This is a genomic window from Streptomyces sp. NPDC001219, from assembly GCF_053597915.1.
In genome coordinates this window covers 1-25,510 of record NZ_JBSFJF010000029.1, presented here as the reverse complement: position 1 = coordinate 25,510, position 25,510 = coordinate 1, and the positions used below count along the sequence as shown (strand labels likewise).

Annotated in this window: 13 protein-coding genes and 2 pseudogenes; 9 read left to right on the top strand and 6 right to left on the bottom strand. The window is 68.9% G+C overall.

The window, feature by feature from the left end:
- Window positions 1-36 precede the first annotated feature (36 nt).
- From ACWC9R_RS20040 to ACWC9R_RS20025, 4 genes are all read right to left on the bottom strand, one after another.
- Window positions 37-1,392, bottom strand: coding sequence for a serine hydrolase domain-containing protein (locus ACWC9R_RS20040; RefSeq protein ID WP_450733248.1), 1,356 nt, complete (start codon window positions 1,390-1,392; stop codon window positions 37-39).
- Between the two features lie 180 nt (window positions 1,393-1,572).
- Window positions 1,573-2,781, bottom strand: a complete 1,209-nt coding sequence (locus tag ACWC9R_RS20035; RefSeq protein WP_450733246.1) for a cytochrome P450 — start codon at window positions 2,779-2,781, stop codon at window positions 1,573-1,575.
- A gap of 1,502 nt (window positions 2,782-4,283) precedes the next feature.
- A complete protein-coding gene (locus ACWC9R_RS20030) occupies window positions 4,284-4,727 on the bottom strand; it encodes a universal stress protein (protein ID WP_450733244.1) in 444 nt (147 codons plus the stop codon).
- A gap of 283 nt (window positions 4,728-5,010) precedes the next feature.
- The gene (locus ACWC9R_RS20025; RefSeq protein WP_450733242.1) at window positions 5,011-5,802 is read right to left on the bottom strand and encodes an SDR family NAD(P)-dependent oxidoreductase; all 792 of its coding nucleotides are present in this window, start codon (window positions 5,800-5,802) and stop codon (window positions 5,011-5,013) included.
- Window positions 5,803-5,888: 86 nt separating this feature from the next.
- Between ACWC9R_RS20025 and ACWC9R_RS20020 the strand changes: the two genes are divergently transcribed.
- Window positions 5,889-6,749: a helix-turn-helix transcriptional regulator gene (locus tag ACWC9R_RS20020; RefSeq protein WP_450733240.1), complete on the top strand. Its 861-nt coding sequence runs from the start codon at window positions 5,889-5,891 to the stop codon at window positions 6,747-6,749.
- 118 nt (window positions 6,750-6,867) lie between these two features.
- Window positions 6,868-7,017, top strand: a pseudogene (locus ACWC9R_RS20015) (IS630 family transposase); the annotation flags it as partial.
- A gap of 56 nt (window positions 7,018-7,073) precedes the next feature.
- Here the strand turns inward: ACWC9R_RS20015 and ACWC9R_RS20010 are convergent.
- Window positions 7,074-7,559, bottom strand: a complete 486-nt coding sequence (locus tag ACWC9R_RS20010; RefSeq protein WP_450733306.1) for a GNAT family N-acetyltransferase — start codon at window positions 7,557-7,559, stop codon at window positions 7,074-7,076.
- A gap of 332 nt (window positions 7,560-7,891) precedes the next feature.
- Between ACWC9R_RS20010 and ACWC9R_RS20005 the strand changes: the two genes are divergently transcribed.
- The 7 genes and pseudogenes from ACWC9R_RS20005 to ACWC9R_RS19975 all read left to right on the top strand — a co-directional run bounded on the left by ACWC9R_RS20005 (window position 7,892) and on the right by ACWC9R_RS19975 (window position 24,326).
- Window positions 7,892-8,914, top strand: coding sequence for a hypothetical protein (locus ACWC9R_RS20005; protein ID WP_450733238.1), 1,023 nt, complete (start codon window positions 7,892-7,894; stop codon window positions 8,912-8,914).
- Between the two features lie 741 nt (window positions 8,915-9,655).
- Complete coding sequence (locus ACWC9R_RS20000) at window positions 9,656-14,959, top strand: sacsin N-terminal ATP-binding-like domain-containing protein (protein WP_450733304.1); 5,304 nt, start codon at window positions 9,656-9,658, stop codon at window positions 14,957-14,959.
- Window positions 14,960-14,993: 34 nt separating this feature from the next.
- Window positions 14,994-15,224 (top strand): annotated as a pseudogene (locus ACWC9R_RS19995) (IS5/IS1182 family transposase); the annotation flags it as partial.
- Between the two features lie 557 nt (window positions 15,225-15,781).
- Entirely contained in the window at window positions 15,782-16,066 is a 285-nt protein-coding gene (locus ACWC9R_RS19990; protein ID WP_450733236.1) for a hypothetical protein, read from the top strand.
- A gap of 164 nt (window positions 16,067-16,230) precedes the next feature.
- Window positions 16,231-16,716 (top strand): hypothetical protein, encoded by a 486-nt coding sequence (locus ACWC9R_RS19985; RefSeq protein ID WP_450733234.1) that lies wholly within the window; start codon window positions 16,231-16,233, stop codon window positions 16,714-16,716.
- Window positions 16,717-16,850: 134 nt separating this feature from the next.
- On the top strand, window positions 16,851-22,106 hold the full coding sequence (locus ACWC9R_RS19980; RefSeq protein ID WP_450733232.1) for a toxin glutamine deamidase domain-containing protein: 5,256 nt from the start codon (window positions 16,851-16,853) through the stop codon (window positions 22,104-22,106).
- Window positions 22,107-22,163: 57 nt separating this feature from the next.
- Entirely contained in the window at window positions 22,164-24,326 is a 2,163-nt protein-coding gene (locus tag ACWC9R_RS19975; RefSeq protein ID WP_450733230.1) for an SUKH-4 family immunity protein, read from the top strand.
- 369 nt (window positions 24,327-24,695) lie between these two features.
- Here ACWC9R_RS19975 and ACWC9R_RS19970 read toward each other — a convergent pair.
- The coding region (locus ACWC9R_RS19970) for a peptidase C39 family protein (protein WP_450733228.1) at window positions 24,696-25,510 on the bottom strand (815 nt) is incomplete at its 5' end.

Here is a 25,510-nt window from a genome sequence, read left to right as displayed (position 1 = left end):
GGGAAGCGCAGCCGGTGCGTCCGCGGCGTGCCCGGTTCAGGCGGTGACGGTGCGGCGTGCCATGCGGCCGGAGATCTGGAGGCGGTCGATGGCGCCGCTCTCCGGGTCCCGCAGGAAGCGTCCGCCGGGAACCCGGCGGCCGGTCTCGGGGTCCACCAGGTCGCAGCTCAGATCCGGGTAGCAGACCAGGGGCGCGGGGGTGTCGCCGTTCACGGTCAGTGCCAGGGAGCCGGTGGCGTCCGCGGTGACCCGGTACTCGACGGTGCCGTTGTGGTAGGCCCCGGCGCAGTGGGGAAGCGCGACGGTGCGGCTCTGCTCGACGGCCGGGCGCGCGGCCGAGGGGACCTGTACGCCGGTGATCCGGGTGAGTTCCTCGGCCAGTTCGTGCCACAGCGCCGTGCCGTTGTTGGCGTTGCTGGTGAACGCGATCACCGTGCCGCTGTCCGGTTCGGCCCGCAGATGGCAGGAGGTGCCCTGGGCGTTGCCGTCGTGGCCGCACCACTGCTGGGTGCCCTGCTGGAAGAGCGCGACGCCCAGGCCCCAGGCGTCCGCCAGGACTCCGGGAGCGGCGCCCGGGACGGGGCGGCGCATCTCCTCGGCCGCGTCGGGTGTCAGCACCGCGTGCGGGCCGTGGCCGAGCAGGGCCCGGCCCAGGGCCACCAGGTCGAGCGCGCTCGCCTGGAGGCCGCCCGCCGGGGCCTCCACCGGCGCGAGGTTCTGTTCCACCGGCCGGACCCGTCCCAGGGCCGTGTGCACGGAGTGGCCGCGGGCCACCGGGCGCTTCGCGGCCTCGCCGAGGAAGGCGGGATCGGTGCCCAGGGGCTCCAGGACCAGCGCCCGGACGGCGTCCTGCCAGGACATGCCGGTCACCGCCTCGATCAGCCGGCCGGCCGCGACGTACCCGGCGTTGGAGTAGGAGAAGCCGCTGCCGGGCGGGCACACCGAGTCCCGGCCGGAGCAGTGCACGGACAGATAGCGGGCCGCGCTCAGCGCCGCCGCGTCGTCCGAGTCGGGACCGGTCGGGAGTCCACCGGTGTGGCTGAGCAGCTGGCGGACGGTGAGGTGCGGTGCCCGCCGCAGCTCCGGTACGTGGGTACCGATGAGGTCGGTCAGCGCGAGGTCACCGTCGTCGGCGAGCAGCAGCACGACCGCGGCCGTGTAGGGCTTGGTGACGGAGCCCAGCGGCACCGCGGTGTCGGCGGTGAACGGCTCACCGGTGACGACGTCCGCCGCGCCCGTGTGGACCGTGTACGTCACCGAGTCGAGCTGGAGGGCGAGTTGGGCCCCCGGCACCTGATGGATACGCGCGAGCGTGTCCAGACGCTCCTGTAAGAAGCGGCGTATCTCGGCCGGTTGCCGGCTCGCGACCGGTGCGCTCGAAAGTTGCGGCATGACTAGGACTCCCGGAACTCGGAACTCACGGGGGATGACGCGCCTGACTGCCGTGACACCTCTTCGCTCACGGCATGCGCGCACAAACCCCTGGGCTTGGCCGCCGAGGGACCTCGGCGACCGAACTCGTCGCACGCGCCCGGCCCTTGGTGCCGGGCGCGCTCTCCTGTGCGAACGGCGCTACGTCCTCCGCACCTCCAGCGGCAGACGACGCGCGCTGACGATGGCGGCCGGGTTCTGGAACTCGACCGCACGGTGGCTCGGGACGGTGATCCAGGAGAAGCGGTCCAGGAGTTGGCGCAGGGCGATCCGCGCCTCCAGCCTGGCCAGGGGGGCGCCGAAGCAGAAGTGAATGCCGTGGCCGAAGGTCAGATGCGGGTTGGGGTGCCGCGTCACATGGAAGGTGCCGGGGTCGGCGAACCGTGCCGGGTCGCGGTTGGCGGCGCCCAGGTGGGCCATCACGATGGCGTCGGCGGGAAGGCTCCGGCCGCCGAGTTCGACCTCGCGGGTGGTGCGCCGTCCCAGTTCGGGGAAGGGCGGCAGCCAGCGCAGCACCTCCTCGATGGCGTCCGGCAGCCGGCCGGGTTCCGCGCGCAGCAGCGCGGCGGCGTCGGGGTGCTGGTCGAAGGTGAGCACGGCGTTGCCCAGCAGGGCGGTGGTGGTGATGTGCCCGGCGACCAGCAGCAGCGCCACGAAGCCGACGATCTCCTGCTCGGTGAGCCGTACGCCGTCCACTTCGGCCCGCAGCAGCCTGCTGGTCAGGTCCTCGCCGGGGTGCTTCCGGCAGTGGCGGATGTGGTCGAGGAAGTAGCCGTTCATCTCGCGCACGGTGGGCGCGAGGGAGTCCAGCGCGCGCTCGACCTCGCTCATGTCCAGCGCTTCACCGATCTCGTCCCCGCCGAACAGCGTGCCCGCCCAGCCCTGGAACAGCCCGCGGTCACCGGCCGGCACCCCGAGCAGTTCGGCGATCACCAGGATGGGCAGCGGATAGGCCAGCGCGTCCACCACGTCGAACCGGTCCCGGTCCGCGACGGCGTCCAGGAGTTCGGCCGTGATCGCGTGGATGCGGGGTTCGAGCCCGGCGACCGTGCGCGGGGTGAACGCCTGGCTGACCAGCGTGCGCAGCTTGCGGTGCTCCGGCGGGTCCATGCCGACGAAGTTGCCCTGGAGGAAGGTCTCGAAGTCCGGCTGGGTGGGCGTCAGTCCGGAGAAGTCCGAGGAGTAGGTCGCCGGATCGGCCAGCACGGCGGCCACGCCGGCGTGGTCGAGCACCTGCCAGAGGTTCTGTTCCTCGTCGTGGCGCACGGAACCGGCCTCGCTCAGGGTGTTCCACCGGCCGACCAGGTCGTCGAAGACTAACGGTGCGTCTTTCAGTTCGTTGCTGGTCACCGGAAACTCCCTGAAGTACGGGTCCGGGGTGTTCCTCCCCGGCGGTTTGTGCGCTGGACTGGGCAGCGGCCATTACCCTCGAAAGACGGATCGCCTTGTGACGCAGAAGGTTTACTATCACAGCCCTTTCATGGCGTTGACTGCCATCGGATGAATTTTTCACTTCCGCCGCGCGAAGCGAGTTCGGTTGAGCCGGACACCCTTGCACATCGCGGCAATACCGGCACGACCCAAAAGGGCACCCCGGATCTCCCGACGACAGGAACGCCTATTCAGGTACGCGCACATGAACACCGGTGAAATGGCACGCCAATAGGGACGACCACTGAACTCCACGATGAAGTGACGGCATGGGCCCCGGAATCCGGGTTACCTGTCGGTGTCAGCGCTCAGCGCCGGCCCACGCCACCCGGTAATCGGCGTCGGCTCCGCCCTCGTAACGCCGCAGGGCGGCTCAACGGCGGGAGCAAAGCAGCCGCGACGGCCGGCCCGAAGGCGACCGCGGACAGAACGCCAGGCCCTTTCGTACGGAATCGGATCGCAAACTCCGCACGCCGAGCCTCCTCCTGCCCCATGGCGCGGGCAAAGACGCACATGACCTCAGGCCCGCCTGACGGCTCGACGAACCGGCCCACGGAACCCCTCCCTGGCCGTTCATCGTCGCCCAGACATACGGTGACGTAGCCACCGTTGACCATCTCGTTACCACTCATCCCCCACTGAATTCCCCACACATGACACGTGTCAGACGTTCCCGCGCATGTGAAGGCGGGCGATCCGTACACGGGCCACCGGCACCCGAAAAGAGAGCGAGAGAAACGCAAAAACTACCGGCAGGTACAGTTTGATGTTGTCAGCGGGGCGCACCCCAGGCGTTTTCGCGCCAGCCCAGCTTGACCGACAGTCTTCACTCCCAGTCATACAATAGCAACCCCTTGAGTTTGACTGAGAGTAATTTTTCAACCCATTTGCCTTGCCGCGCCGGCGGACCGCAAGCGACCCCTGTTACTCGCGAGGCAACAAATGTCGATCGTCCGTTCGAACTCGGCTCGGGGAAGCGGGTATTGCACGTTTCCCCGGAGAGCGGCAGCGCACACCACGGGTCCCTCTTCCCGCCGCAGGATGATGCCACCACCGCTCGACGCCGGGTGCCGGACCTTGGCGAACGCGGGCCGGGAGAGCGGGCCTCCGGAACACGTCCCGGCCGACGCCGAGTCCGCCGCCGCGCCCCGTACCGCGCTCATCGCCACGACGACAGCGCAGAGACCGGGCAGGCCAGAGGCACTGCCCCGTTCTCGGGGCCAACCCGGCCCCCTTCAAGGGTTGTTGATCGGCCAGCGCGGCCACACGCGCGGCGGCTTGCTTTCGACGTCCGGTTTATTGGCTGGATTCCACGTCTTGCGGCTGATACGGCGTCTGCCGTATCAGCCGCATAGCCGCTTGTCCCGAAAGCAGGGACGTATGTGCCGCCGGGGAGCGGGCCGTTGGCGAGTCGCCGGTTCTCAGATCACCACGACCGGGCACGGGGCGTGCCGGGTGACGTGCCGGCGCACCGCGCCGTGCAGCACACCACCGAAGAGACCCTGCTTCCGGCTGCCCAGGACCAGCAGCGAAGCATCCCGAGCCGCCTCCCGCAGCACTCCGGTCGCCGTTCCGTAGGCCACTACGGCACGGACCGACGGGCCTCCGCCGGCGCCTTCGAGCGCGCCGATGGCCGCGCCCAGGGTCTGACTCGCCGAGGTCTCCATGTCCGTCGCGAGTTCCTGTGGTGCGTCGATCCAGCCGATCGAGCCGTAGAGCGGCGGGTACTCCCAGGCGATCACCGCGTCCATGGTGGAGTGCTCCCGTTCGGCCTGCTGCACCGCCCATCGCAGGGCGTCCTTCGAGGCCTCCGAGCCATCGACTCCCACGACGATGCGCTCAGCTGCGTGCGGTTCGCTGTTCATGGGCACCTCCGACATGTCCCACCAGGAGAAGGAAAGAGGGGAGAGAAGGCCGGCGAGGAGACGGTCCGTGTCTCCCGGGGGCCGAGGGCCGAGGACACGAGGCTCACGCTCACTCCTCCGCCCCACTGTCGCGCCGCCCCTCCCCGTCACTTTCAGTACAGCTCGCCCGGCCACCCGCCGCCCAGAGGCGACCGCCCCGGCCGGAACGGCCGTCGGCCCCGTCTGTGCGCAGGACCTTCGCCCCCTCCCCCGGGGCCTTCGCCCTGCGGAACCCCGTGCCGGCTCAGGCCCGCATCCCGCCGTCGACCCGGAGGACCGTGCCGGTCACATAGGAGGAGCGGTCGCTGAGGAGCCAGGCGGCGGCCTGGGCGATCTCGTCCGGATCGGCCGCGCGGCGCAGCGGGGTCTGGGCATTGAGCTGCGCGATGGTGCCGGGGGACCGCTCATCCCACTCGTGGAGCATCTCGGTGAGTGTGGTGCCGGGCGCGATGGCGTTCACGCGGATGCCCTCCGGGCCGTAGGTGGCGGCGGCCGACGCGGTGAGACTGTTGAGCGCCGCCTTCGCCGCGCCGTACGCGGGCAGGTCGGGGTTGGCCATCAGACTGCCGACGCTGGAGGTGTTGACGAGGGCCCCCTGACCCGCGGTGGCGCGAATGGCGGCGATCTCGGCGTTCATGGCCAGCCACGGGCCCTTGAGGTTGACGGCGCAGACGCGGTCGAATTCGGCCTCCGGCAGCTGGTCCATCGGGCCGGGCGGCTGGCCCGTCGCCCCGTTGTTGAAGGCCACGTCGAGCCGGCCGTACAGCTCCACGCACCGGTCGACGGCGGCACGGACATCCGCCGGGTCGGCCAGGTCGCACCGCACATGGTCAGCGGTGCCGCCGGCCGCCCGGATCTCCTCGGTCACCGCTCTGAGCTGCGACTCCGTGCGGGCGGCGAGAAGGACGCCGGCGCCCTCCCGGGCGAACAGCCGCGCTGCCGCCGCGCCGATTCCGCGGCCGGCGCCGGTGATGAGGGCGACCTTCCCGGCGAGCAGGCCGGCGGTCGTGAGGGAGGTGATCGGTGAAGTGGTCATGCCGACGAGCCTGCGTCCGGCCGCCCGTCCCATCCAGGCACCGGCAGTACCTGGCTGGGCGCCCCGGCGCCGCGCACACTGGGGAGGTGGACCGACGAGTACGCCAAGAACTGGGTGGCTTCCTGCGCAGCAGACGCGAGGGCATCACCCCCGCCGATGTGGGACTGCCCGCCGGGGCGCGCCGCCGCACCCCGGGACTGCGCCGCGAGGAGGTGGCGCAGCTGGCGTTCATCTCGACCGAGTACTACACCCGGCTGGAGCAGGCCCGCGCCCGGCACCCCTCCCGGGAGGTGCTGGCCCAACTCGCCCGCGCCCTGCGCCTGTCGGACGCCGAGCGCGCCCACCTCCACCACCTCGCCGGTGCCCCGCCCGCGCCGCCCCCCGGACCGTCGCGGGAGGTGCGGCCGAGCATCGTCGACCTGCTGAACCGGCTGCCGGAGGCCGCGGCGATCGTGATCTCGGCGACGTACGAGGTCATCGCCTGGAACGACCTGGCCGCCGCCCTGATGGAGGACTTCTCCGCCCTGCCGCGCCGGGACCGGAACCTCATCCGCCGCGCCTTCCTCGGCCCGTACCGCAACGGCCGGCGGCTGTACGGCGTCTCGGACGCGGACACGTTCGCCCGGACCTCGGCCCAGCACCTGCGCACCGCCGCGGCCCGCTACCCCTCCGACCCGGAGGTGACCGGCCTGGTCACGGAACTCCTCGCCGGCAGCGAGGAGTTCGCCCGCCTCTGGGCCACCCACGAGGTGTCCGCCCGGCCCACCCTCTGCAAGACCTTCGCCCACCCGCTCGTCGGCCCGGTAGCCGTCACCTGCGACGTCCTGGACATCACCGACCGGGACCAACAGGTCATCATCTACACCGCCACCCCCGGCTCCCCCTCACACGAGGCCCTACGCCTCCTGTCCGTCATCGGCACCCAGCACATGAGCCTCCCGGGCTGATCCACTTCCAGCCGCGCTCAGCCCCCAGGGCTTAAGGCGGCCCGCCACCGGGCCGCCTCAGCGAGAGCCCAACTCAGCGGATGCCCAGCTCCCTGAGGACCCGCCGCCGGGTCTGCTTCAGCCCCGGGCCCCGCACGCCTACCTGCGCCGGCGCAACACCAACGCCCGCCACCGAGACGTCCTGGCTGCCGAACGCCGCGAACGCGCCCGCACCCGCCGCGAGAAGGGCATCCGCCGGGGCGGACGCCCCCTCGCCGCCGCGGCCTGACCTCCGCGCAGGGCACACCACGGTCACAGCTCAGCGTTGTGCCACCAACCTTCCCGTCAAGCGGGTGGAACCGGGCGTGCAGGGACTTCAAAGATGAGTTCGCGCCCGTCCTCCTCGTCCCACTGCTCGCCGACCTCGACGAAGCCGAAGCCCGAGATGGTGGCCAGGGATGCCACGTTGTCAGGGGCGATCGTCGCCCGCACGGTCGTGACTGCGGGTTCGCCGGCCGCCCGGCGCAGCAACTCGGCCAGCGTGGACCGGGCGTATCCGCGGCGACGGAAGTCGGGATCGACGGCGTAGCCGATCTCGACCATGCCGACTCCATCAGGCGGTCCGTGGAATCCGGCATGTCCGAGGACGAGGCCCCGGTCGCCGACGACTGCTTGCCGCACCATCCACCGTGCCTGGCCCGGATCAGCGGCCATCTGGTCGAGCCGGTACCTCCACAGCCACTGCGCCCTGTCGGTCACGAAGTACTCGGTCAGCGAAACCCCCGCTGCTCTGCTGGCCTTGGCCAGGTCTCCCTCAAGCAAAGCGGACATCGCCTCGCCGGACAGTTCGACAAAGCGGACGTGTCTCGGGCTCCGCGTGAATCGTCTTCGTTCATCGGCTTCATCTGTCACCGGCGGATGCTCGCCGACCAACCGGAAGCATGTCCAACGCTTTCGAAGCAGTCCGGCAGCAGAGGTCCCGGCACCTACCCTCACCACACCCGGCGAACTCATGCGGTCACAGCACTGACTGCCCCGGCCGCTCAGTCGGCTCCTCAGCTCGGCGACAGGCCGGCCGCGGTGGGACCTTGACGCTGACGCAGCGGCAACTTGGACGATGACGCCGTACGGCAGAAACAGCCATTCCACCGGAGGCATTCGTCATGTTGCGCGGCAAGGGCATCCATTACGACACCGGCACCTTTCCCAACGGCGACACGTCGCGCCCCGTCTTCGACGTTCGGGACGTCGAACGGGACATGCGTGTCGTCGCGGAGGACCTGCACTGCACCGCCGTCCGTATCACCGGCGGCGATCCGGACCGTGTCGAGACCACGGCACGCTACGCGGCGGAGGCGGGCCTGGAGGTCTGGTACTCACCGTTTCCCTGCGAGCTGTCGAACGCCGAGATGCTGCCGCTGTTCACCGACTGCGCCGAGCGGGCGGAGCGCCTGCGGCGCGACGGCGCCGAGGTCGTCCTCGTCACCGGCTGCGAACTCAGCGTGTTCGCCCGCGGCTACCTGCCCGGGGACACCCTGAACGAGCGCATTCCGGTCCTGGCGGGCCCCGGCCGCGAAGCCGCGCTCCAGGGCATCCCCGACAAGGTCAACGCCTTCCTGGGGGAGGTCGTCGACGCCTTGCGACCTCTCTTCGGCGGCCGCGTCAGCTACGCCTCCTGCCCTCTGGACGGCGTGGACTGGGCCCCGTTCGACATCGTCGGCCTGGACGCCTTCCGCAGCCTGCGCAATGCGGCCACCTACCGCACCGACCTGCGCAAGGAATGCGGCCACGGCAAGCCCGTCGCCATCATGGAGGCCGGCTGCTGCACCTACCGGGGAGCGGGAGAGCACGGCGGCGCCGGCTGGTACATGGCGAGGGAGGCCGACGGCGTCACCCTCAAACCCGGCCTGGTGCGCGACGAGGGCGAGCAGGTCCGCTACCTAGACGACCTCATGACCGTCTTCGAGGGGGAGGGCGTCGATTCCGTCTTCTGGTTCAGCTTCGCCGGTTTCAGCACACCCCACCGGACATCCGGACCGGACGAGGACCTCGCCTCCTACGGCATCGTCAAAGTCCTGGACGAGCATAGCGGCTATCCCGCCGGCAAGCGCGCCTACCCCGACATGCCCTGGGAACCAAAGCAAGCGTTCCACGCACTCGCCACCCGCTACAGGGCCCACCACTGAGCCTCTTCGGAGTGGTCACCGACCGGACTCGTCACACGAGTCATGCCCCGGCCGGTTGAGCGAGGCGCCTGAAGTCTCAGACGCCTCGCCGAAAGCAGCAGGCGCTGACACGGCCCTCGCCGGATGCCCGGTCGAAGCGCCGCCATCGCCCGGCCACCCGGCCAGGTTGTGGTGAGTGTGCGCCCTCCCTCCGCGCGACCGGGGCGGGACAGTGGTGCGGGCGCACCCACGCGCTGGAGCCGTGGCTGACCTTCCGCAACACTCGACGCCAACACACCGCGCTCGCAGGCCGGCCCCCGATCCGCCGACTGTCACCGAAGTCATGACCGAGTACGCCTATGGCACATACGCGCCGAACCTGCCTACCGGCAGGCACGGTCCGGTGAACTCCCATGCTCCGTTGGTGAGTTGCGTACGTGTCACACCGAAGTCCTGTCGCACCGGCACCCCAGCCAGGATGCAAGACCCGAGTTTGATCACCACCACAGACAGCCCCTAGCACCCGCCTCTGACAATTCAGGCAGCCGAAGGGCTTCTTTCAGCCGTCCCGCCGTTCACCACATCTGAGAGTCCCCGGACGTTGCAGGGGACGGAGCCGGCCCACCCCCTCTCGCATCGACATATGAGCTTTCAAGTAATTGGCCGGAAAACGTGTCTGGTACCCCCTTCCGGCCACACTGATGAGCACGATTCCCGGCAGGCACGGCACAGGCATGCCGGTCCAACGAGGGGGGAACGGCCATCACACCGACGAGGGGCAGCGGATCAGGGGCGGGGTTCGGGGACGCGATCATCGCTCTGACACGACGGCGGATCGAGATCTTCGACGGAGCGGGAGGAGACTGGCGCTTCGCCGAGAGTCTGAAGTCCGTCAGCGAGGACACGGCCCAGGAGTACGAGGGCCGCACGATCCTGGAGCTCATCCAGAACGGACACGACGCCCTGGGCGCGGGGGGCACCGGCAGGATCGCCGTGCTGGCGATCCGCCAGGAGGACGGTGGCGGCGTCCTGTACGTCGCCAACGAAGGAACCGGATTCACCGAGGAGAACTTCAAGGCCATCACCGAACTGGCCCTCTCCAGCAAGGGGGCGGGGGAAGGCATCGGGAACAAGGGCCTCGGCTTCCGCAGTGTGCTGCAGCTGACCGACTGGCCCGAGATCTACTCCAAGGCGTCGCCCGCTTCCGACTCGTTCGACGGCTACTGCTTCCGCTTCGCCCGGCCGGACGACATCAACGCCATCGTCGACGACACGGCCCTCGCGGCCCGAGTGATCCAGGACATCTCCCCGCTGGCGTTGCCGGTGCCGGCTGAGGCCACGGATACCGTGCTCAAGGAACTCGCCGCGGGCGGCTTCTCGACCGTCGTTCGGCTTCCGCTGCGCCACGACCACGCCTGGGACCTTGTCGTGGCGCAGGCCGCGGAGGTGGTGGACGACGAGGCGCCCCTGCTGCTCTTCCTCGACCGGGTACGGGAGCTGGTCGTGGAGATCCGTGACACGGACGGCGGCACACGGCATGTGCTGTCGCGTGCCCAGCGCCGCTCCGACCTGGTCGACCCGCGGACGGCGGACTGGATCAGCGAGGTCGACCTCGGCGATGCCGGGCACTATCTGCTGGCGCGTCGGGCCCTGGAGGCCGAGGCCTTGCGCGCGGCGATCGAGCGCAGCGTCGAGGTCCACGGGATCGACGCGAAATGGCTGGACTGGCAGGGCGAGGCGTGGGTCGGTGTCGCGCTCCGGCTGGACCGGCCGCTGTCGCAGAGCGGCCGGATGTACACCTTCATTCCCATGTCCGAAGCGTCCTCCGCTCCGTTCCCGGGCCATGCACACGCCCCGTTCTTCACCAAGCTCGCTCGTCTCGAGATCAGCGAGGCGGTGGCGCTCAACGACCTGCTGATCGACCAACTCGCCCTTCTCTGCGTGGACTTTGCCCGGCGCCTGCGTGACGAGACCGCACACGACCGCGCGGGTGACCTCGTGCTGGACCTCATGTGCTGGGACACTCCGGTCCGCCTCGACAAGGCGGTGAGCGGGCAGCTCGCCGCCGAGCCGATCCTCCCTCTGGAGGGCGGGGAGTCCTGGGGCGCCCTGCGGGACACGTACGCCTGGCCGGACGGCAGGCGCCCCTGGCGGGTCCTCACCGCCGAGACGCTCGCCCGGGCCGGAGCCCCTCTGCTGGCCACCTCCGTGGGCCAGGTCCGGCACACCCTTGCCGACCAGCTGGCCAAGGCGCTCCTCTCCAGGGCCATGCGTCCTCCGCTGGTCAGGACCGCCGACTGGGTCGAGGCGGTGGCCGAGGAGATCCGGGCCGAGGACGGCGAGCCGACGAGCCCGCGCTGGGCGGGCTTCTACAACGACGTGGCCCAGGCCTTCGCCGGCCAGCACACCGCGTTGCGGGGCCGGCGGATCATCCTCGACCAGGACGGCGGCCTGCGACCGGCGCTCGGCGGTGCGGCGGAGCCCGGCAGGAAAGACAAGAAGGAAGGCACCGTCTTCTTCCATCCCGGGGACGAGCATGCCGACGCCGTCACCCGAGTTCCCGGTGACCTCAAGGCGCTGCGACGCCGTATCTCCTTCACCCACCCCGGCATCACCTGGGAGAACTCGGGACGGGACTTCCTGCAGCGGGGCGGGCTGGTCCGCTCCTACCAGCTGGACCAGGTCCTCGACGCGCTGCACGACCTGCTCAGGACACGGCCCTCGGAGGCCCTCTGCCGTGACGCCCTCACCTTCGCGCTGCGGCAGTTCCCCGTGCTGACCCGGGCCCAGCGGGGCCGGCTGTCGCGGGTCGCCTTCCGGGTCCCGCTCGCCGACGGCGCCTGGGCGCGGGCGGCACACTGCTCGTTCTCACCGGGCTGGGGCACCGAAGGCGCGAGACGGCTGGAGAAGTTCCTCGAAGCGGGCGGCTCCCGCATCCCGGAACTCGCGGCCCAACGGCAACGCTGGATCAGCGGCCCCGACGCCTGGCCCGCGCCGGTGCGGGACCGCGAGGCGTACCTCGAATTCCTCACGGCCATCGGCGTCGCCGACGGACTGCGGCTGTCCACCGTCGGAGACCGCCTGGGAGCCCGGCACGGCAACGACCTCGCACCCCATGTTCTGACTCTGCGGTTCGGGCTCGGTGACACCCTGGGCCCGGCGTGGGTGGCGGACGTACGGTCCCGGTGGACCAAGTTCGCTCACCCCTGGACGCCCTACGAGTTCCAGCGGCCACCGGCTCATCTCCCGGGAGCGACCGAGGTCGCGGGTCTCGGCCCCGCGGCCCGGCGCGAGTTCGCGGAACTGCTCATCCTGGGGTTCCGTACCTGGCAAGAAGAGGTGTTCGACGTCACCGTGCACCGGCCCACGTACCCGTTCAAGGACGAGCACTCCTGGCCCACTCCGTTCGCGTCCTTCCTCCGCCACACACCCTGGCTTCCGGTGGAGGACGCCGAGTCGGACGGTCCGGCCTTCGTCACACCCGGCGAGGCGTGGTTCAGCACCGACGCGGAACTGCCCGGCTTCGTCCCCTCATTGCCACTGCAGACCAGGCGGCTGCTCGCCGACAAGGCCGCGGCCGCGAGGCTCCGCCGATGCGGGCTGCGGAGCTGGGAGGACCCGCAGCACGCCGGAGCTGCCGTCCAGCACCTCGGTGAGATCCTCCACCGGGGCGACGTCCCGTCGTACCTCAGCGTCTCCTTCAAGAAGCACTACGGGCGCGCGTGGTCGCACCTCGCGCAGAACGCCCGCTGGCCGTGGCTCCCCGGTGAGGAGGTACGGCTCGTGGTCAGCCGTGGCAACGCCCTCGGCATCTTCGTACCGGCGGCCGAGGACGTGCCCGTGCATGTCTGTGACGAGCAGGCGCCGCTGAAGGAAGCACTCGTCGAACTGGCGGGCCATCCCGTCCTGGTCGCCGGGCCGGAGAGCGGGGACGCCATCGTGGAGATGGCCGACGCGCACGGCATCCGCACCCTGCGCACGTCGGCGACCGATGTGCAGGTCCGCCACCGCGACGGCGAACCGATCACCCCCACCGGACACGCCGACACGCTCATCGACGGCAGGGAATGGCTCGTCACGGTGGTGGCCCTGGCCGTGGAACTGAAGTCCGGGGCGTTCCTGCGCCGCAGCGAGCGCGGTGTGCGGGCCCTGCTGGAGCGGCTGCGTGCCGTGCGTGTCATCCGGGCCGACGAGGTGGAGGTCGTCATCTCGGGCGTGCTCACCGAACCACCGCCGACCACGCGCGCTCTGCCGCTGCCGGACGCCGACCATCCCACGGTCGTCGTCTGGCGCAGCGAGGAGGGCTGGGACGAACTGCAGGCGTGCACGTCCGCGCTCGCCCAACTGCTGGGCAGGCCAGGGCTGCAGGACGCGCTGGAGCTGGTCCTGGTCAAGCTGGAACGGCAGCTCGACACCCGTGATCCGGAATGGATCGACGACCGCACCCTGGCGATGGCACTCGACACGACAGAGGCCAAGGTCGCCGAGATCAGACGCCATCTCACGGGAGACGTGCACGACACGGTACGACTGCTGCGCCCAGTTCTGTGCTGTCTCCTCGGCTCCGCATGGGACGAGGAGAGCGCCCGGGCGCTCGACCGCGCGGCAGGCGAGGACGAACTCGTCCAGATCGTCGGCCGGTACACCGTCTCGCTGCCCCTGCCGGCCTCCGAAGTCGTCGCCCTCGCCCGCTCCTGCACCACACCGGCCGAACTCCGCGATGAACTGGGCCTGGACTTCCAGCGGTTCAACGAGGCGCTCACCACGCTCGGCCCCGCCTACGCCCCCTACTCCCACCCCGATCTTCACGAGCAGGCCTTCGGCGACTTCGTACGCGGCCACGCCGGCACCCTGGTGGACCGGCTGCGCGAACGGTACGTGGCGGCGGCCCGCGACGGCGCGGACCTCTCCGCGTACGCCGGGGCCCGTCGACTCCACGACCTGCTGCCGGACCCCGACTGGCTGCCCCGGTTCGTTACCCCGCCCGAGGACGAGATGCGGGCCAGGACACAGGCCTGGCTGCGCTCGCACGGCGCCGACGACGATCTCAGCCGAGCCACCGGTCTCCCGCCCATCGACCGGCTCCGCGAACTCAACACCGTCGCACTGGACCCCCTGGTTCCGGCGCTGGCCCGGCTGGTGTCCGCCTGGTGCCGCCGGCACGGAGCGCCCGTACCGACCGGCTGGCAGGGCGCGCCCCTGCTGGAGGCGCGGACCTTCCTGGACGGCTCCGGCCTGAGCGACCTCGTCGAGCTGAGCGAGGGACAACTGCTCGACGTGGTGCGGCGCGGTGTGGGCTGGCCGACCGGCATGCCGCTCACGGCCGACGCGGGGCTCCTCGGCCTCACCCCCGTCGACCTGGCGGCCCGGACCGGACCGGCGCAGGGCACCGCCGGATCACGCGGGGCGGGCCCGGCCACGATCATGATCGGCGAGAAGGAGGTCGCCGTGGGACGCGACCACTTCTCCGCCATCGCGGACCTGGCCTCCAGGACCGTCGACGAGGCCTTCCTCGCCCAGTCCGGCAAGGTACGCCTGGACACGGTCGCGCCGGTGCCCCAGCCCCGGCGGGGCGGGAGTTCCGGCACGTCGCGGGTGGTCGTGGCCCGTCTGCACCAGGTGAGTGAGGACCAGCGGTCGGCCATCGGCCTGGTGGGGGAGGTCGCGGCACGGGCCTGGCTCCAGCGCTATTACCCCGAGGTGCACTGGCGGTCGGGGTACGCGGCGGTCATCAACGGCGACCGGGAGGCATCGGACAGCCTGGGGTACGACTTCGAGGTCGCCTGGCGTGACACCACACGGCTGTACGAGGTGAAGGCGCTGAGCGAACCCGTCGGCGAGCGCGTGGAGTTCGAGTTCGGGCCGTCCGAGGTGGATGCCGCCCGCACCCACGCGCGTGGCGGACGGTACCGGATTCTGCTGATCACCGCCGCCCTGGACCCGGAGCACCGCCAGGTGTTCGATCTGCCCAACCCGTTCTCGGCGTCCGGTCGCGAACGGTTCCGGATCGTGGGCAAGGGTCTGCGCTATCAGTGCTCGCCACTGCGGAACAGCCGACGGCCGTGATCTGAAGCGCACGATGCCCCGCACGTCGGGGAGCGGCCGGCCCCGCGGCGGCCTGACCTCCAAGATCCACCTGGCCGCCGACAGCCCTCAGTTCATCCCGGTGCTGAACAACGTGCGGGGCCGTCTGCCGGTCGGCCGTCCCCGCACCCGACCCACCACCATGGCGGGCGGCAAGGCCTACTCCTCCCACGCCAACCACGCCCACCTGCGCAAATGCTGCAACAAGGCGGTCATCCCGGAGAGGAAGGACCGGGCCACCAACCGTTGAAGTAGGCGTCCTCCATCGCAGAGGTGAACACCCCAGAGGTCTGCCGGAAACGAACTGGCTCCGGTCCGAGAGCAGGATGATCGTGGGTCACCATCTCGCAGTCACAACAGAGCCCGCCATGACGCGCGTCGGGGGCTTGGCTCAATGAGCCCAACTCGCAGGGCCCACGCACCTTTTGCAGTTCATGCACGTAATCCATGAAACTGCCAAGAAGCCGGTGATCTCCTCCCTGGTGGCCAGCGTCTCGACCTCATCGCCCAGACCGCCAGTCAGAACTTCGGCGTCCAGAACAGCTACTCGCTCGACCGTGCGGTTCCGACCAGCCTGCACCCCCGCCCTGCGCATGGACGCACCGCCGAGCAGCTTGCCTCCACCGGAGGTGAACCAATCGGGCCGCTGCAACGTGAGCTAGGTTGACCACCACCGACAAGATCGGCACCGAAGGAGACAGCACCGTGACCGATTCCGACCAGGCAGGGAACAACCACGTCCTGCCTCCCACGCCTCCTCCAGCTCCTCCGCGCTCCGGCGCTGCGGACGGTGCACCGCAGCCCGTGCCGACGAACGAGACCGAGGCGCTGGAGATCGGCCGACGGCACTTCCCTCGGCTCGGCTCACCCGGTGGCCCCGTCGGCCTGTCCGTCCATGAATTCGACATCGGCTACCTGATCCGGGCCGGCTGGCCGCGCCGCGAGAACCCCACCGCCCGGCCCTCGCAGCCCGGAGGAAGCAACGTCGTCATCGCCAAAGACGACGGCGAGGTGACCTTCCTGCCCAACTACCCACCGAAGGAAGCGGTAGCGCTCTACCACCGCCTCCGCAGCCGGAGGGCAAGCTGAGGCCTGCGGCTGTCGTAGCTTCTCGGTGCCGTGGGAAGGCGCCATCACCCAGGCGCGCGTGGCGAGTTACCAGTGGGACCGTTAAGCTCTGACTTGACGTTAACTTTACGTAACCATGTGAGCGCGGGGGCGTTGTGGGCGGGGCAGGCGGGTTCCAGACCGATGTGGAGTCCCTCAAGGCTGAGGGCACCAACTTCGTGAAACTCGGCGAAGACTTCTACTCGTCGGTGGAACGGCTCATGAACGGACTGAACAAGCTGGGCGCAGGACCACCCGCCGACCCCAGCAAGGAAAAACAGCCGGAGGAGAAGTCCTTCGGCGAGCAGTTCTGGAGCGGTCTGACCTCCTTCGCCAGCAAGGAGGGCGCGCCCCCGTGGGGTGACGACGAGATCGGCGAAAAGTTCGGCGTCGTCTACGAAGGCGTCCGCGACGGCATGAACGAGTCCATGGGTCACCTCTCCTCCAAACTCCAGGAAATCGGCAAGGCCCTGACCTCCATGTCCAAAAACTACGCCGAAGGCGAAGACTTCAGCGAGTCGCTGATCAAGCAGCACGTCAAAAACGAACAAGCCTGGCAGGACCCGACCAAGCAGAAGCCCAAGGGCACCTTCTTCCAGGCCCGACTGGAAGACCCGCAACAGCAGCGCTGACACCGCCACCTCGCCAATTCCGTGGTGAGAGGCTGCCCAGACCCGCCGCCTCGCCGCTCCTTCGGTGAGGGGCGGTCCAGCGCCTGCCTCCCACCGCGCATGTCACACACGCACATTCACGGGGGAGCTCCACCTTGCTGAACCCACCCGCCGCTGTTGAGTGGGTCCTGGAAATGCTCGGCTTCAACTGGCCGACCGCAGACGAAGACAAGCTCTTCGAATGCGCCCAGGTATGGCGCCAGTTCGCAGCCGAGGTCCGAGAACACCAGGCCAACGGCGCCACCTACGCCGCCAACGTCCTCAGCGCCAACACCGGCGACGCCACCGAGGGCTTCAGCGCCACCTGGGACAAGTTCGCCGGCGGCTCCGGCTACTTCGACGACGCCGCCGAGGCCGCCGAAGTCATCGCCTTCACTTTCGAAGCCGCCGCCACCCTCGTCATCGGCATGAAAATCGCCGTCATCGTCCAACTCGTCATCCTCGCCACCGAACTCATAGCAGCCCAGGCCGCCGCCCCCTTCACCCTCGGCCTGTCCGAAATAGGCGGCGCAGCCGCCACCATCGCCACCCGCGAATTCGTCAAACGCATCCTCAAAGAAGTCGCCCAGCAACTCCTCCAGGCAATCCTGGAAACCGCCAAAGAACCCGTCATCTCCGCCCTCGAAGCCATGGTCTCCGACCTCATCGCGCAGACCGTCAACCAGAACTTCGGCGCACAAAACGGCTACAACGTCGGCCGGACCCTCAAAGAGGGCTACAAAGCCGGCGAAGAAGCCTTCGAAAACTCAGGCGAAGCCCTCGGCGAAGGGCTCCGCGACGGCGCCGGTCACCGCGCCGGCCACCGCGCCCGCAGCGGCCTCGACGCCCGCGCCGAAATCGGCAGAGACAGCGTCACAGACAACAGCGGCAATGGCTCCGGAGACAGCGGAGGCGACGCAGACTCCGGCACCAACGGAGGCGACTCCGAAGGCAGCAGCGCCAGCGACAGCGACGGAGGCAACTCCGCCGACAGCAGCAGCAACAGCGGCTCCAGCAACAACACCGGAAACGACTCGAGCAGCAGCTCCAGCTCCGATTCCGACTCGGGTTCCGGTTCGGGCAGCCCCTCCAGCGACAACAGCGACAGCAGCGGGAGCGGGAGCGAGGGTAACCACGGCAGCTCGGACGGCGGCAACTCCACCAGCCACACCCCCCGCACCACGGACAACACCGGCACAATCGGAAACACCGACACAGGTGCAGGCACGGGCACAGACGCGGACAAGGGCACCGACCCGGCCGCCGACAACCCCACCAACCGCCCCGACCCCACACCCGTCTCCCCCACACCCGTCTCCCCCACAGCCGAGCCCCTCCCGCCCCCAGAGCAGCGCTCCCCCTTCGACGAGGGCTACCAAGCCGACAACGACACCCCCCACGGCACCACCAACACCCCCGACACCGACAGCGCCACCCCTCACTCCGAAGGCACCCCCGACACCCCCCGCCCCGACCCCGACTCCATCAGCATCCAGCCGGCGCCGGACAACACCCCAGACTCGGCACGCCCCAGCCCGGAACCCATCAACACCCAACCAACCCCAGCCCACACCCCGGACTCGGCACGTCCGGATTCCGACTCGATCAGCACGCAGCCGGAACGGGACAACACCCCGGACTCCGCACGCCCCGCCCCCGCCCCCGCACCCACCCCGGAACCCATCAACACCCAGCCCACACCCGACCAACCCCCCCACCAGGCCCCACCCTCACGCCCGGACCCGGCTCCCTCACCGGCCCCAGGCCCGTCACCGGACCCGGCCCCCTCCCACGACGCAACCGGCAACACCAACAACGGGGACACCTCCCCCGGTAACGGCCGCCCCTCCATGCCACACGTCGGCGGCACACCACCCCAAAGCGCCCCCGCCCACGACACCCCGCCGTCCAACCAACCCATCGGCCAACGCGACCCGGCCCCCGGCGACCCCATGCCCACCGTCCCGGACGACCGCGATGACACGAGCGTCAACACCCAGTCCGCGGGCACGGCGACACTTCCCCCGCCCACCCAGCACGCAGCCGACGCCAGCAGCGGCACTCCCTCGCCCAACCCCCAGCAGGCGCAGCAGTCCAACACCCCACAGGCCAGTGGCCCGATGTTGGGCGCCATGCCGCCTCAGGGCGGCGCCGGCACCACTACACCTCGCGGCGGCGCCCCGGCCAACAGAAACGTTTCTCCTCGCCCCAACCGCCGCCCCGACGGCACCCAGCCGATCCACGACCACACCCAGCAGCCACGCCCCGAGGCACCGCCGCACAACCCCCGCCTCGACGGTCCTGCCCGCAACAACGACTTCCGGCCCGAGAACTCCGACGGCACGCGTCCGGACTCGCCCCGCCAGGACGACAGCCGCCGGCTCCCGCAACCTCCCGCGAACCCCAGCGGTGCCGCCACGCGACCGGACTCGAACCGGCCTGACGGCAACCGGCCCGACGCCACACATCCCGACGCCACCCGCCCCGATGCGGCAGGCCCCGATGCCACACTCCCAGACTCAACCCGGCCGGACTCACCCCGACCGGACGGGGCCCGCCACGACGCCCCCCGCCCAGACACAGCGCAGCAGCCTGACGCCGCCCGTTCGGGCCAGCCTCGGGCCGACGGCCCCCGTCAGCCCCCGTCGCAACCGGGTGCCCAAAAACCAGGCGCGCCGAACCCCAACTCCCCCCATCCGCAAGAGCAGTCTCAGCACCAGCCACAGCCCACGCTGCAGCGTCACGCGCCCACCCACCAGCAGGCCCCGCAGCAGCAACAGCCCCACTACCAGCCCCAGCAGCAGCCCGTTCAACAGCAGCCGGCACCGCATCAGCAGCCCGCACCGCACCATCCGGATGCCAATCCGACCCAAGCCCACCCGGACCAGCAGCAACAGCACCGAGCGCCGGTCCCGCAACGCCCGAACCAGCGGAGTAACACCGACGTACGGATCGGCCTCAACTTCGGGACGGAAGGCCTCTACTTCCCGTTCCCGCACGACCAGAGGGCGCTGGAGGCAAGCTTTCCGCGGAATCCGGACGGTACTCCGCGACCGTTCAACGATCCCTTCCAGCCCTGGGCCCAGCTGCAGAACGACGGCGGCCCCGACGTCCTCGGACGGTCCAACAACTGCGCCGACTGCGGCCGCTCCTTTTTGGAGTCCTGGTACGGCAACCCGCAGGTGTCCGCGGTCCGCACCTACGACCCGGACGGCGAGGGCGGCATCGACCTCGAAACCGGCGAACGGGATGGCGTAGACAACATCGAGCAGTGGGCCGGCACCCCATTCCGTGAACTCGGGCTCGACTGCCCGGACGGCTACCACCTCATAGCCGACGAGCTCCGCCAGGCGGGGCATGGCGCATCAGCCGTGCTACTGGTCGCCTGGCCCGATACGGACGACGGCGAGGACGGCGGCTCGCACATCTTCAACGCGGTCAATCACAACGGCCGCGTCATCTGGGTGGACAGCCAGTCCGGCGAGGTCAGCGACCAGCCCCTCAACACAAGCGCCACCCTCGTCTGGCCCCTCATCCTGGACGCCGACCGCAAGCCGTACAACCCCGACACAGTCCAGAACCAGCCCGCCCTGCAACCGCCCCACCATCCCGAGCCGCAGGACCAACAACAACAGGCCCAGTCCGAGCAGGCCTCCCAGTACAACCAGCCTCAGCCGCAACAGCAGAACCCATACACGCAGCAGCAACCGAACCCGTACGCCCAGCAGCCGCACCAGCAGAGCCCGTACGCAAGCCAGCCCGGCCCCTACCAACAGCCGCACCAGAATCCAGGGCCCGCAGGCGCACCCGAAGGCTCGCGCCCGACCCAGGCTCCGAGTACCTCTCGGCCGGATGCGAGCAACGCTTCACAGCAGCCTCGAGCCAACGAACGGCCGCGCAATCCGGGGAGCTCTCCCCAGCATCCGACGAACAGTGATATCGACCCGCAAAATCGAAACCCACTCCCTCCGCGGGAGGAGCGGGGCCACCTCAACCATCAACTTCCGCTGCATCGTGCCCCCCAAGCCTCAGAGGCTGATCTGCTGGAACAGGCTCCGCAGCGCGATCTACCGCTGGACTCCGCACAAGACGATCTGCGCGACCCCGAAACAGGCAACCCCGTACAGCGCATAGACCTTGAGCTTCCGCGCCAGATGCTCAACCAGTGGGCCGAACCCGGGCCGAACGGCGAAGCCGGGCCTTTGGCCAATGCCCTGCGGTTCGTTGCCGACCAAGGCAATGAACCAGAGGGGCCAAGGCCTGTACCCAAACAGAAGCTGGAGAGTTTGCTCCCCGGGTTCGCCTATCTCAATCAAGGCCAGCAACTTGCAGTAGTTTCCGCCCTCGGCCGCCTGAGCACGTCCTTCCATAAAAGTCACTCTGTGAGCCGGAGTCCGCATCGCAGCGAAAATGCCTATCGCCCGATTCCCACGGCACAGCAGAAGCGTTGGGCAGACGCGGCCGCAGAGGAGGGACAGGCCAAGCCAAGAAAGCGCCGCCGAATCAAGCCCCCGAAGAATCCAGATGCTGCCACCACTTTCAAAGAATCGGCATCGGTTCGCAAGCGCGACGCCGCGTCCTGGCCTGATGATCTCAAAGTCAACCCGGATGTGAATCACGCTGTCGACAAACTGGGCGGCCAAGCCGCAGTAACCGACCATTCGGTGGATCATGAGAACGAGCACAACGAGGAACAAATAGACTCGGATGCCCTACTCAACGACCAGATAAAGAAAGAGCTGGAAAAGGTCGGCATAGACGAACTCCTGAATCGTTCAGGAGACCATCGTCCCGACTTTTCCGGGCGAAACTTCGCGGTGCTTGAGGTGTCCGACGACAAGGGGAAGACCACCTATGTAGTGGACTCTTCCGTCCCCGCCGGCGAGAAGGGTGTAGCTCCTCGCCATTCGGAAAAGCACTTGCTGGACTGGATGCACAACGCAAACTTGGAAGCGCGTGAAGCGGCGGCAAAGGGAAACGGCGGCGACGTATCGGACCAGCAGGCGGAAGAACAGAAAGACAGGTACACCATCGCCGCGCTCTACACTGAACGTGAGCCGTGCGGTCTGGGACAAGGTCACGCCAATTGCTCCGACCAGCTCCGTTCGCGCATCAAGGGGGTTCCCGTGTATTACAGCCTCACCTATCGCTCCGACCAGGAAGGCGTTAGCATGCGGGACGTCGAGCGTGCACGACTGAAGAAGGAAGCGAAGGACGCCGGGGAAGCGATAGACAGCAAGAAGATCAGCCGGGAAATCAAGAACAATCCCGATGTCTGGACCGATGCAGAGAAGGCCCGCGATAAAGAGTTCACGGATCACATGGCCTCGCTGGCACACATCTGGATCGCGGCTCAGCCGCAACTATGGTAGAAATATGCGGCACAGAATAGCGGCCGTTATCCGCTGCACCGCCGGAAGAGAGAATCGATGAATGCCCTGACCCCGGTGCTTGAGCAGGTGCACAGGCACGACGCCGCCGAAAAGGTGGTCGCATGGTGGCGCGGCCGCCAGTCGGCCGAGCGGCGGGTGCTTGAGCTCGCCGGGCCGCTCGGGGCCGGCAAGACCACGGTTCTGCGTCAGGTCGCCGAGCAGGAGCCAGACGCTGTCTTGTTGGATGCGACGTCGAAGTCACCGGAAGCTCTGCTCGCCGAGGTGTTCGAGAGCTTCGGAGCGCCTCCGCCGAGGCCAGAAGGCCCCGGCTGGATACGGCAGTTTCTCGACTCGGTGCCGGTGACGCGCCGGAATCGGCTGGTGCTGTTGAGCAATACCCACCGCTCCGGTGTCACCCGTACGTCGTTGCAAGGGGACGTGGTAAAAGACACCGTTGCGTCCGGGCTGGCGCGAGCGGGCCTTGCCGTTGCGGTCGAAGTAATGCCGGTCATGGACCCGGCCTTTCGCCGCACACGGTACGTCTTGCCGGCACAGACGCCTGAGGACGCCTGCGATCAGAACACCGACGTACCGTCTGCCTTCCTGACCGCCTTGGCTCTGGCCGAACCGAGGCATGTGCCGCTGCCGGTCTGGGCTGCGCTCACCCAGGCGCTCGATCCATCAGCAAGGGATGAGGACGTCTTTCAGCAGCTGGTGGAGGCGAATGCCGAGCTTTTCGTAAAGGGACCGGAGGGTGTGAGGTTCCGCCACGAAGACCATGCCGACCGCCTGCGGCACACAGCGAGCGCGGAATTGATAGCGGCTGTTGACACGGAGATTGTCGTCTGGCTGCGCGCCCGCGAAGAGGAGATGCGACACCCTCGCGGATGGGCTGCGTCAGGGCCGGTGGGCCGGTACGCGGCTCACGGACTCGCGATGCATGCGGCCCGCAGCGGACAGCTGCCAGCGGTCCTCGATGACGGTGCAGTACTGGCGAACATCGGACAGCGGGAGATTCTGGACGCCGCGTGCGCCGCTTCCAAGCGAGGCGACGCAACTACGGACAACGCAGCCAGCGACGCGCGTCATCTGTGGCGCTGCGGCGTTGAGCCCGGTGGTGAACAACCGGCCTGGGCCGCCTGGCTTCACCTCACACACACCGCGCGAGGTCGCACGGACGTCGTACGTGGCATCGAAGAATCCGGTGTTCTTCTCCCCTGGCAAACCTGTTGGGCTTCCTGGCGGCCGCCCGGAAGCCTCGCCCCTGAACTCGTCGAGCCCGGCGGCATTGAATCGCTCATCCACGTAGTGCAGGAAGGCCGTCCGGCAGTTCTCACCATCGGCTCAAACCCCGATCGCCAGGGCCGGGTCTGGGATGTGAGTGACGGTTCAGTGACCGCTGGCCCCTGGACGGGCACCACGCCGGAATCCGTTGCATCGCACCTCACCCTCCCCCTTGCTCCGGACGGACAACCGCTTCCTGACGAGTCCGGGAAGGCGACACTCCGCGGCATAGGGCGTGGAGAAAGCGGCATGCGCCTGTGCTCCCTGCCAATCGGAGGAGTGCACGTATATGGCGGCGACAGCGGCCTGTTCGCCGTCAAGGCCGAGAGAGGACAGGGCGTAGAGCCGCCCCTGGACCTGTCGAACGGCCCGATGCTGCCGCCCTTCGGCCGGGTCCGAGCGACTGTTCCTCCTGATTTCTCGCCGCCCGCACGCAGTGAGATCGAGGCTTACTTCGGCTCCGGCGTGGTGCAGCAAATGTCAACAGACGACGTACCGAGGGGGTTGTCTCACCCCGCATCCCGCGACTGGCTCACAGGTGTTGGACTGCCTGTGACGAGCTTTGCAGGTCTGCGACTCCGTCCGCTGGCCGACGAAGGGCTGGAGGAGATTACTTGGCCCGACGATCCGGACCGGCCCGACTTCTCCATCGGGTCGTGGGACGACACGCCGGTCATCATCGACGGCGAGGACGGTCAGGTGCTCCTCCTCGACGAGCACGAGGACGACGAACTCATCGCTTCCAGCCTCGCGCACTTCACAGCCCTGCTGGTCGCTCTTCATCGGGGCCTGCGCATGCTGAGGTCATGCGTGAACGAGCACGATGCACATGTCATCCGGACGTACGTCGATAACCTCTTGTCGACCATCGACCGTCAGGGTGCTCAATACGATGGCTGGACCCGGCAACTGTCCCCAGGTTCCGGAGCCGAATAGAGCACCTCGCTGTGCTCTCCCGCAAGTTCTCTTGACGGGTATCTGTGGGGGTACGCGGTACAGCAGCCGAGGCGAGCAAATGCCGCCAGGGGTTGAAGAACACGGTGCCGTTCGGGCATGGGAGGCCCTCATGGACGGCTGGGAGCCGGAGTCCGGAACGGCGGCCGAGGACCGCTCCGTGCCCTCATGACGGAGCACACCCAGTGGCCGGAGGCGCGGGACGACGGGGTCGGTACGTCGATGAGCGACTCCCTATAGGGAATCAAGCCGGCGGAATGATCTACCGGACCTCTTTCGTAAGTCCTGGAACCGCGCTGAGGCGCCTGAGCGCTCCGTCAGGCCATCAAGCCCCCTTCGCGACACCCCAACTCAACGAATTCCCAACTCCCCCAGAACCCGCCGCTGAGCCGCTGACGCCCTGGCCGGAAAGTACAGATAACAAACCCCACCCGAGCCCCCGACAACCTTGCCCTCGGCGTTCTTCCGCTTCGTCCGCAGCCAGATGTTCTCGAACTGACGGCGCCTGTACACATGCCGGACCGAGGCGTTGTCGGGTGAGGCCGGGTCGTTGGCGATGATGTCGCCGGTCTTGGTGAAGCCGATGACGGTCATCAGGTGGCCGGCGGTGCCGTAGCCCGCGCCGTCCAGTTCGGTTTTGAGGAAGGACTGGGAGGTGATGACGGGGATGCCCGCGTGGATGAGGCGTTCGAGGTCCGTGAGGGAGGTGAGGCGGGTGACGAGGGCCTGCATGTCCCGGTAGGTGGCGGCGTAGGCGGCGTTGAAGGGCCAGTTGCCGCAGCCCTCGTACTGGTAGTCGAAGGTGTGGCGGGCGGCGTGGCAGACCTGGGGGTCGGCGTAGTCGGGGTTGACCCAGGACAGCTGCTCCCGGGTGGGCGCGCGGCCCCAGGACTCGATGATCATCTGGGAGGAGGTGGGGCTGCACCAGGCCTCGCCCCCGTTGTCGTACTCGGGGTACTGCCCCTTGTGGGTCTCCTGCGAGTAGTGCGGGACGGCCAGCTCACGGCCGACCTGGCCGGGTTTCGACGCGGGCACCTCGAAGCGGTCGGGGAGGTCCGAGCCCATGGCACCGAGCCGCCAGACGGTGGGGGTGAGGGCGGTGCCGGGCCGGCGGTGGAGGGTGACGCGCAGCTCGTACGAGGTCAGGCGGAGGCCGCTCGCGGGGG

Coding starts and splice junctions, on each gene's coding strand:
- ACWC9R_RS20005 (WP_450733238.1), top strand. CDS start 7,892: ATGTTGCGCGGCAAGGGCATCCATTACGACACCGGCACCTTTCCCAAC.
- ACWC9R_RS19975 (WP_450733230.1), top strand. CDS start 22,164: ATGAATGCCCTGACCCCGGTGCTTGAGCAGGTGCACAGGCACGACGCC.
- ACWC9R_RS20040 (WP_450733248.1), bottom strand. CDS start 1,392: ATGCCGCAACTTTCGAGCGCACCGGTCGCGAGCCGGCAACCGGCCGAG.
- ACWC9R_RS20025 (WP_450733242.1), bottom strand. CDS start 5,802: ATGACCACTTCACCGATCACCTCCCTCACGACCGCCGGCCTGCTCGCC.
- ACWC9R_RS20030 (WP_450733244.1), bottom strand. CDS start 4,727: ATGAACAGCGAACCGCACGCAGCTGAGCGCATCGTCGTGGGAGTCGAT.
- ACWC9R_RS20010 (WP_450733306.1), bottom strand. CDS start 7,559: ATGTCCGCTTTGCTTGAGGGAGACCTGGCCAAGGCCAGCAGAGCAGCG.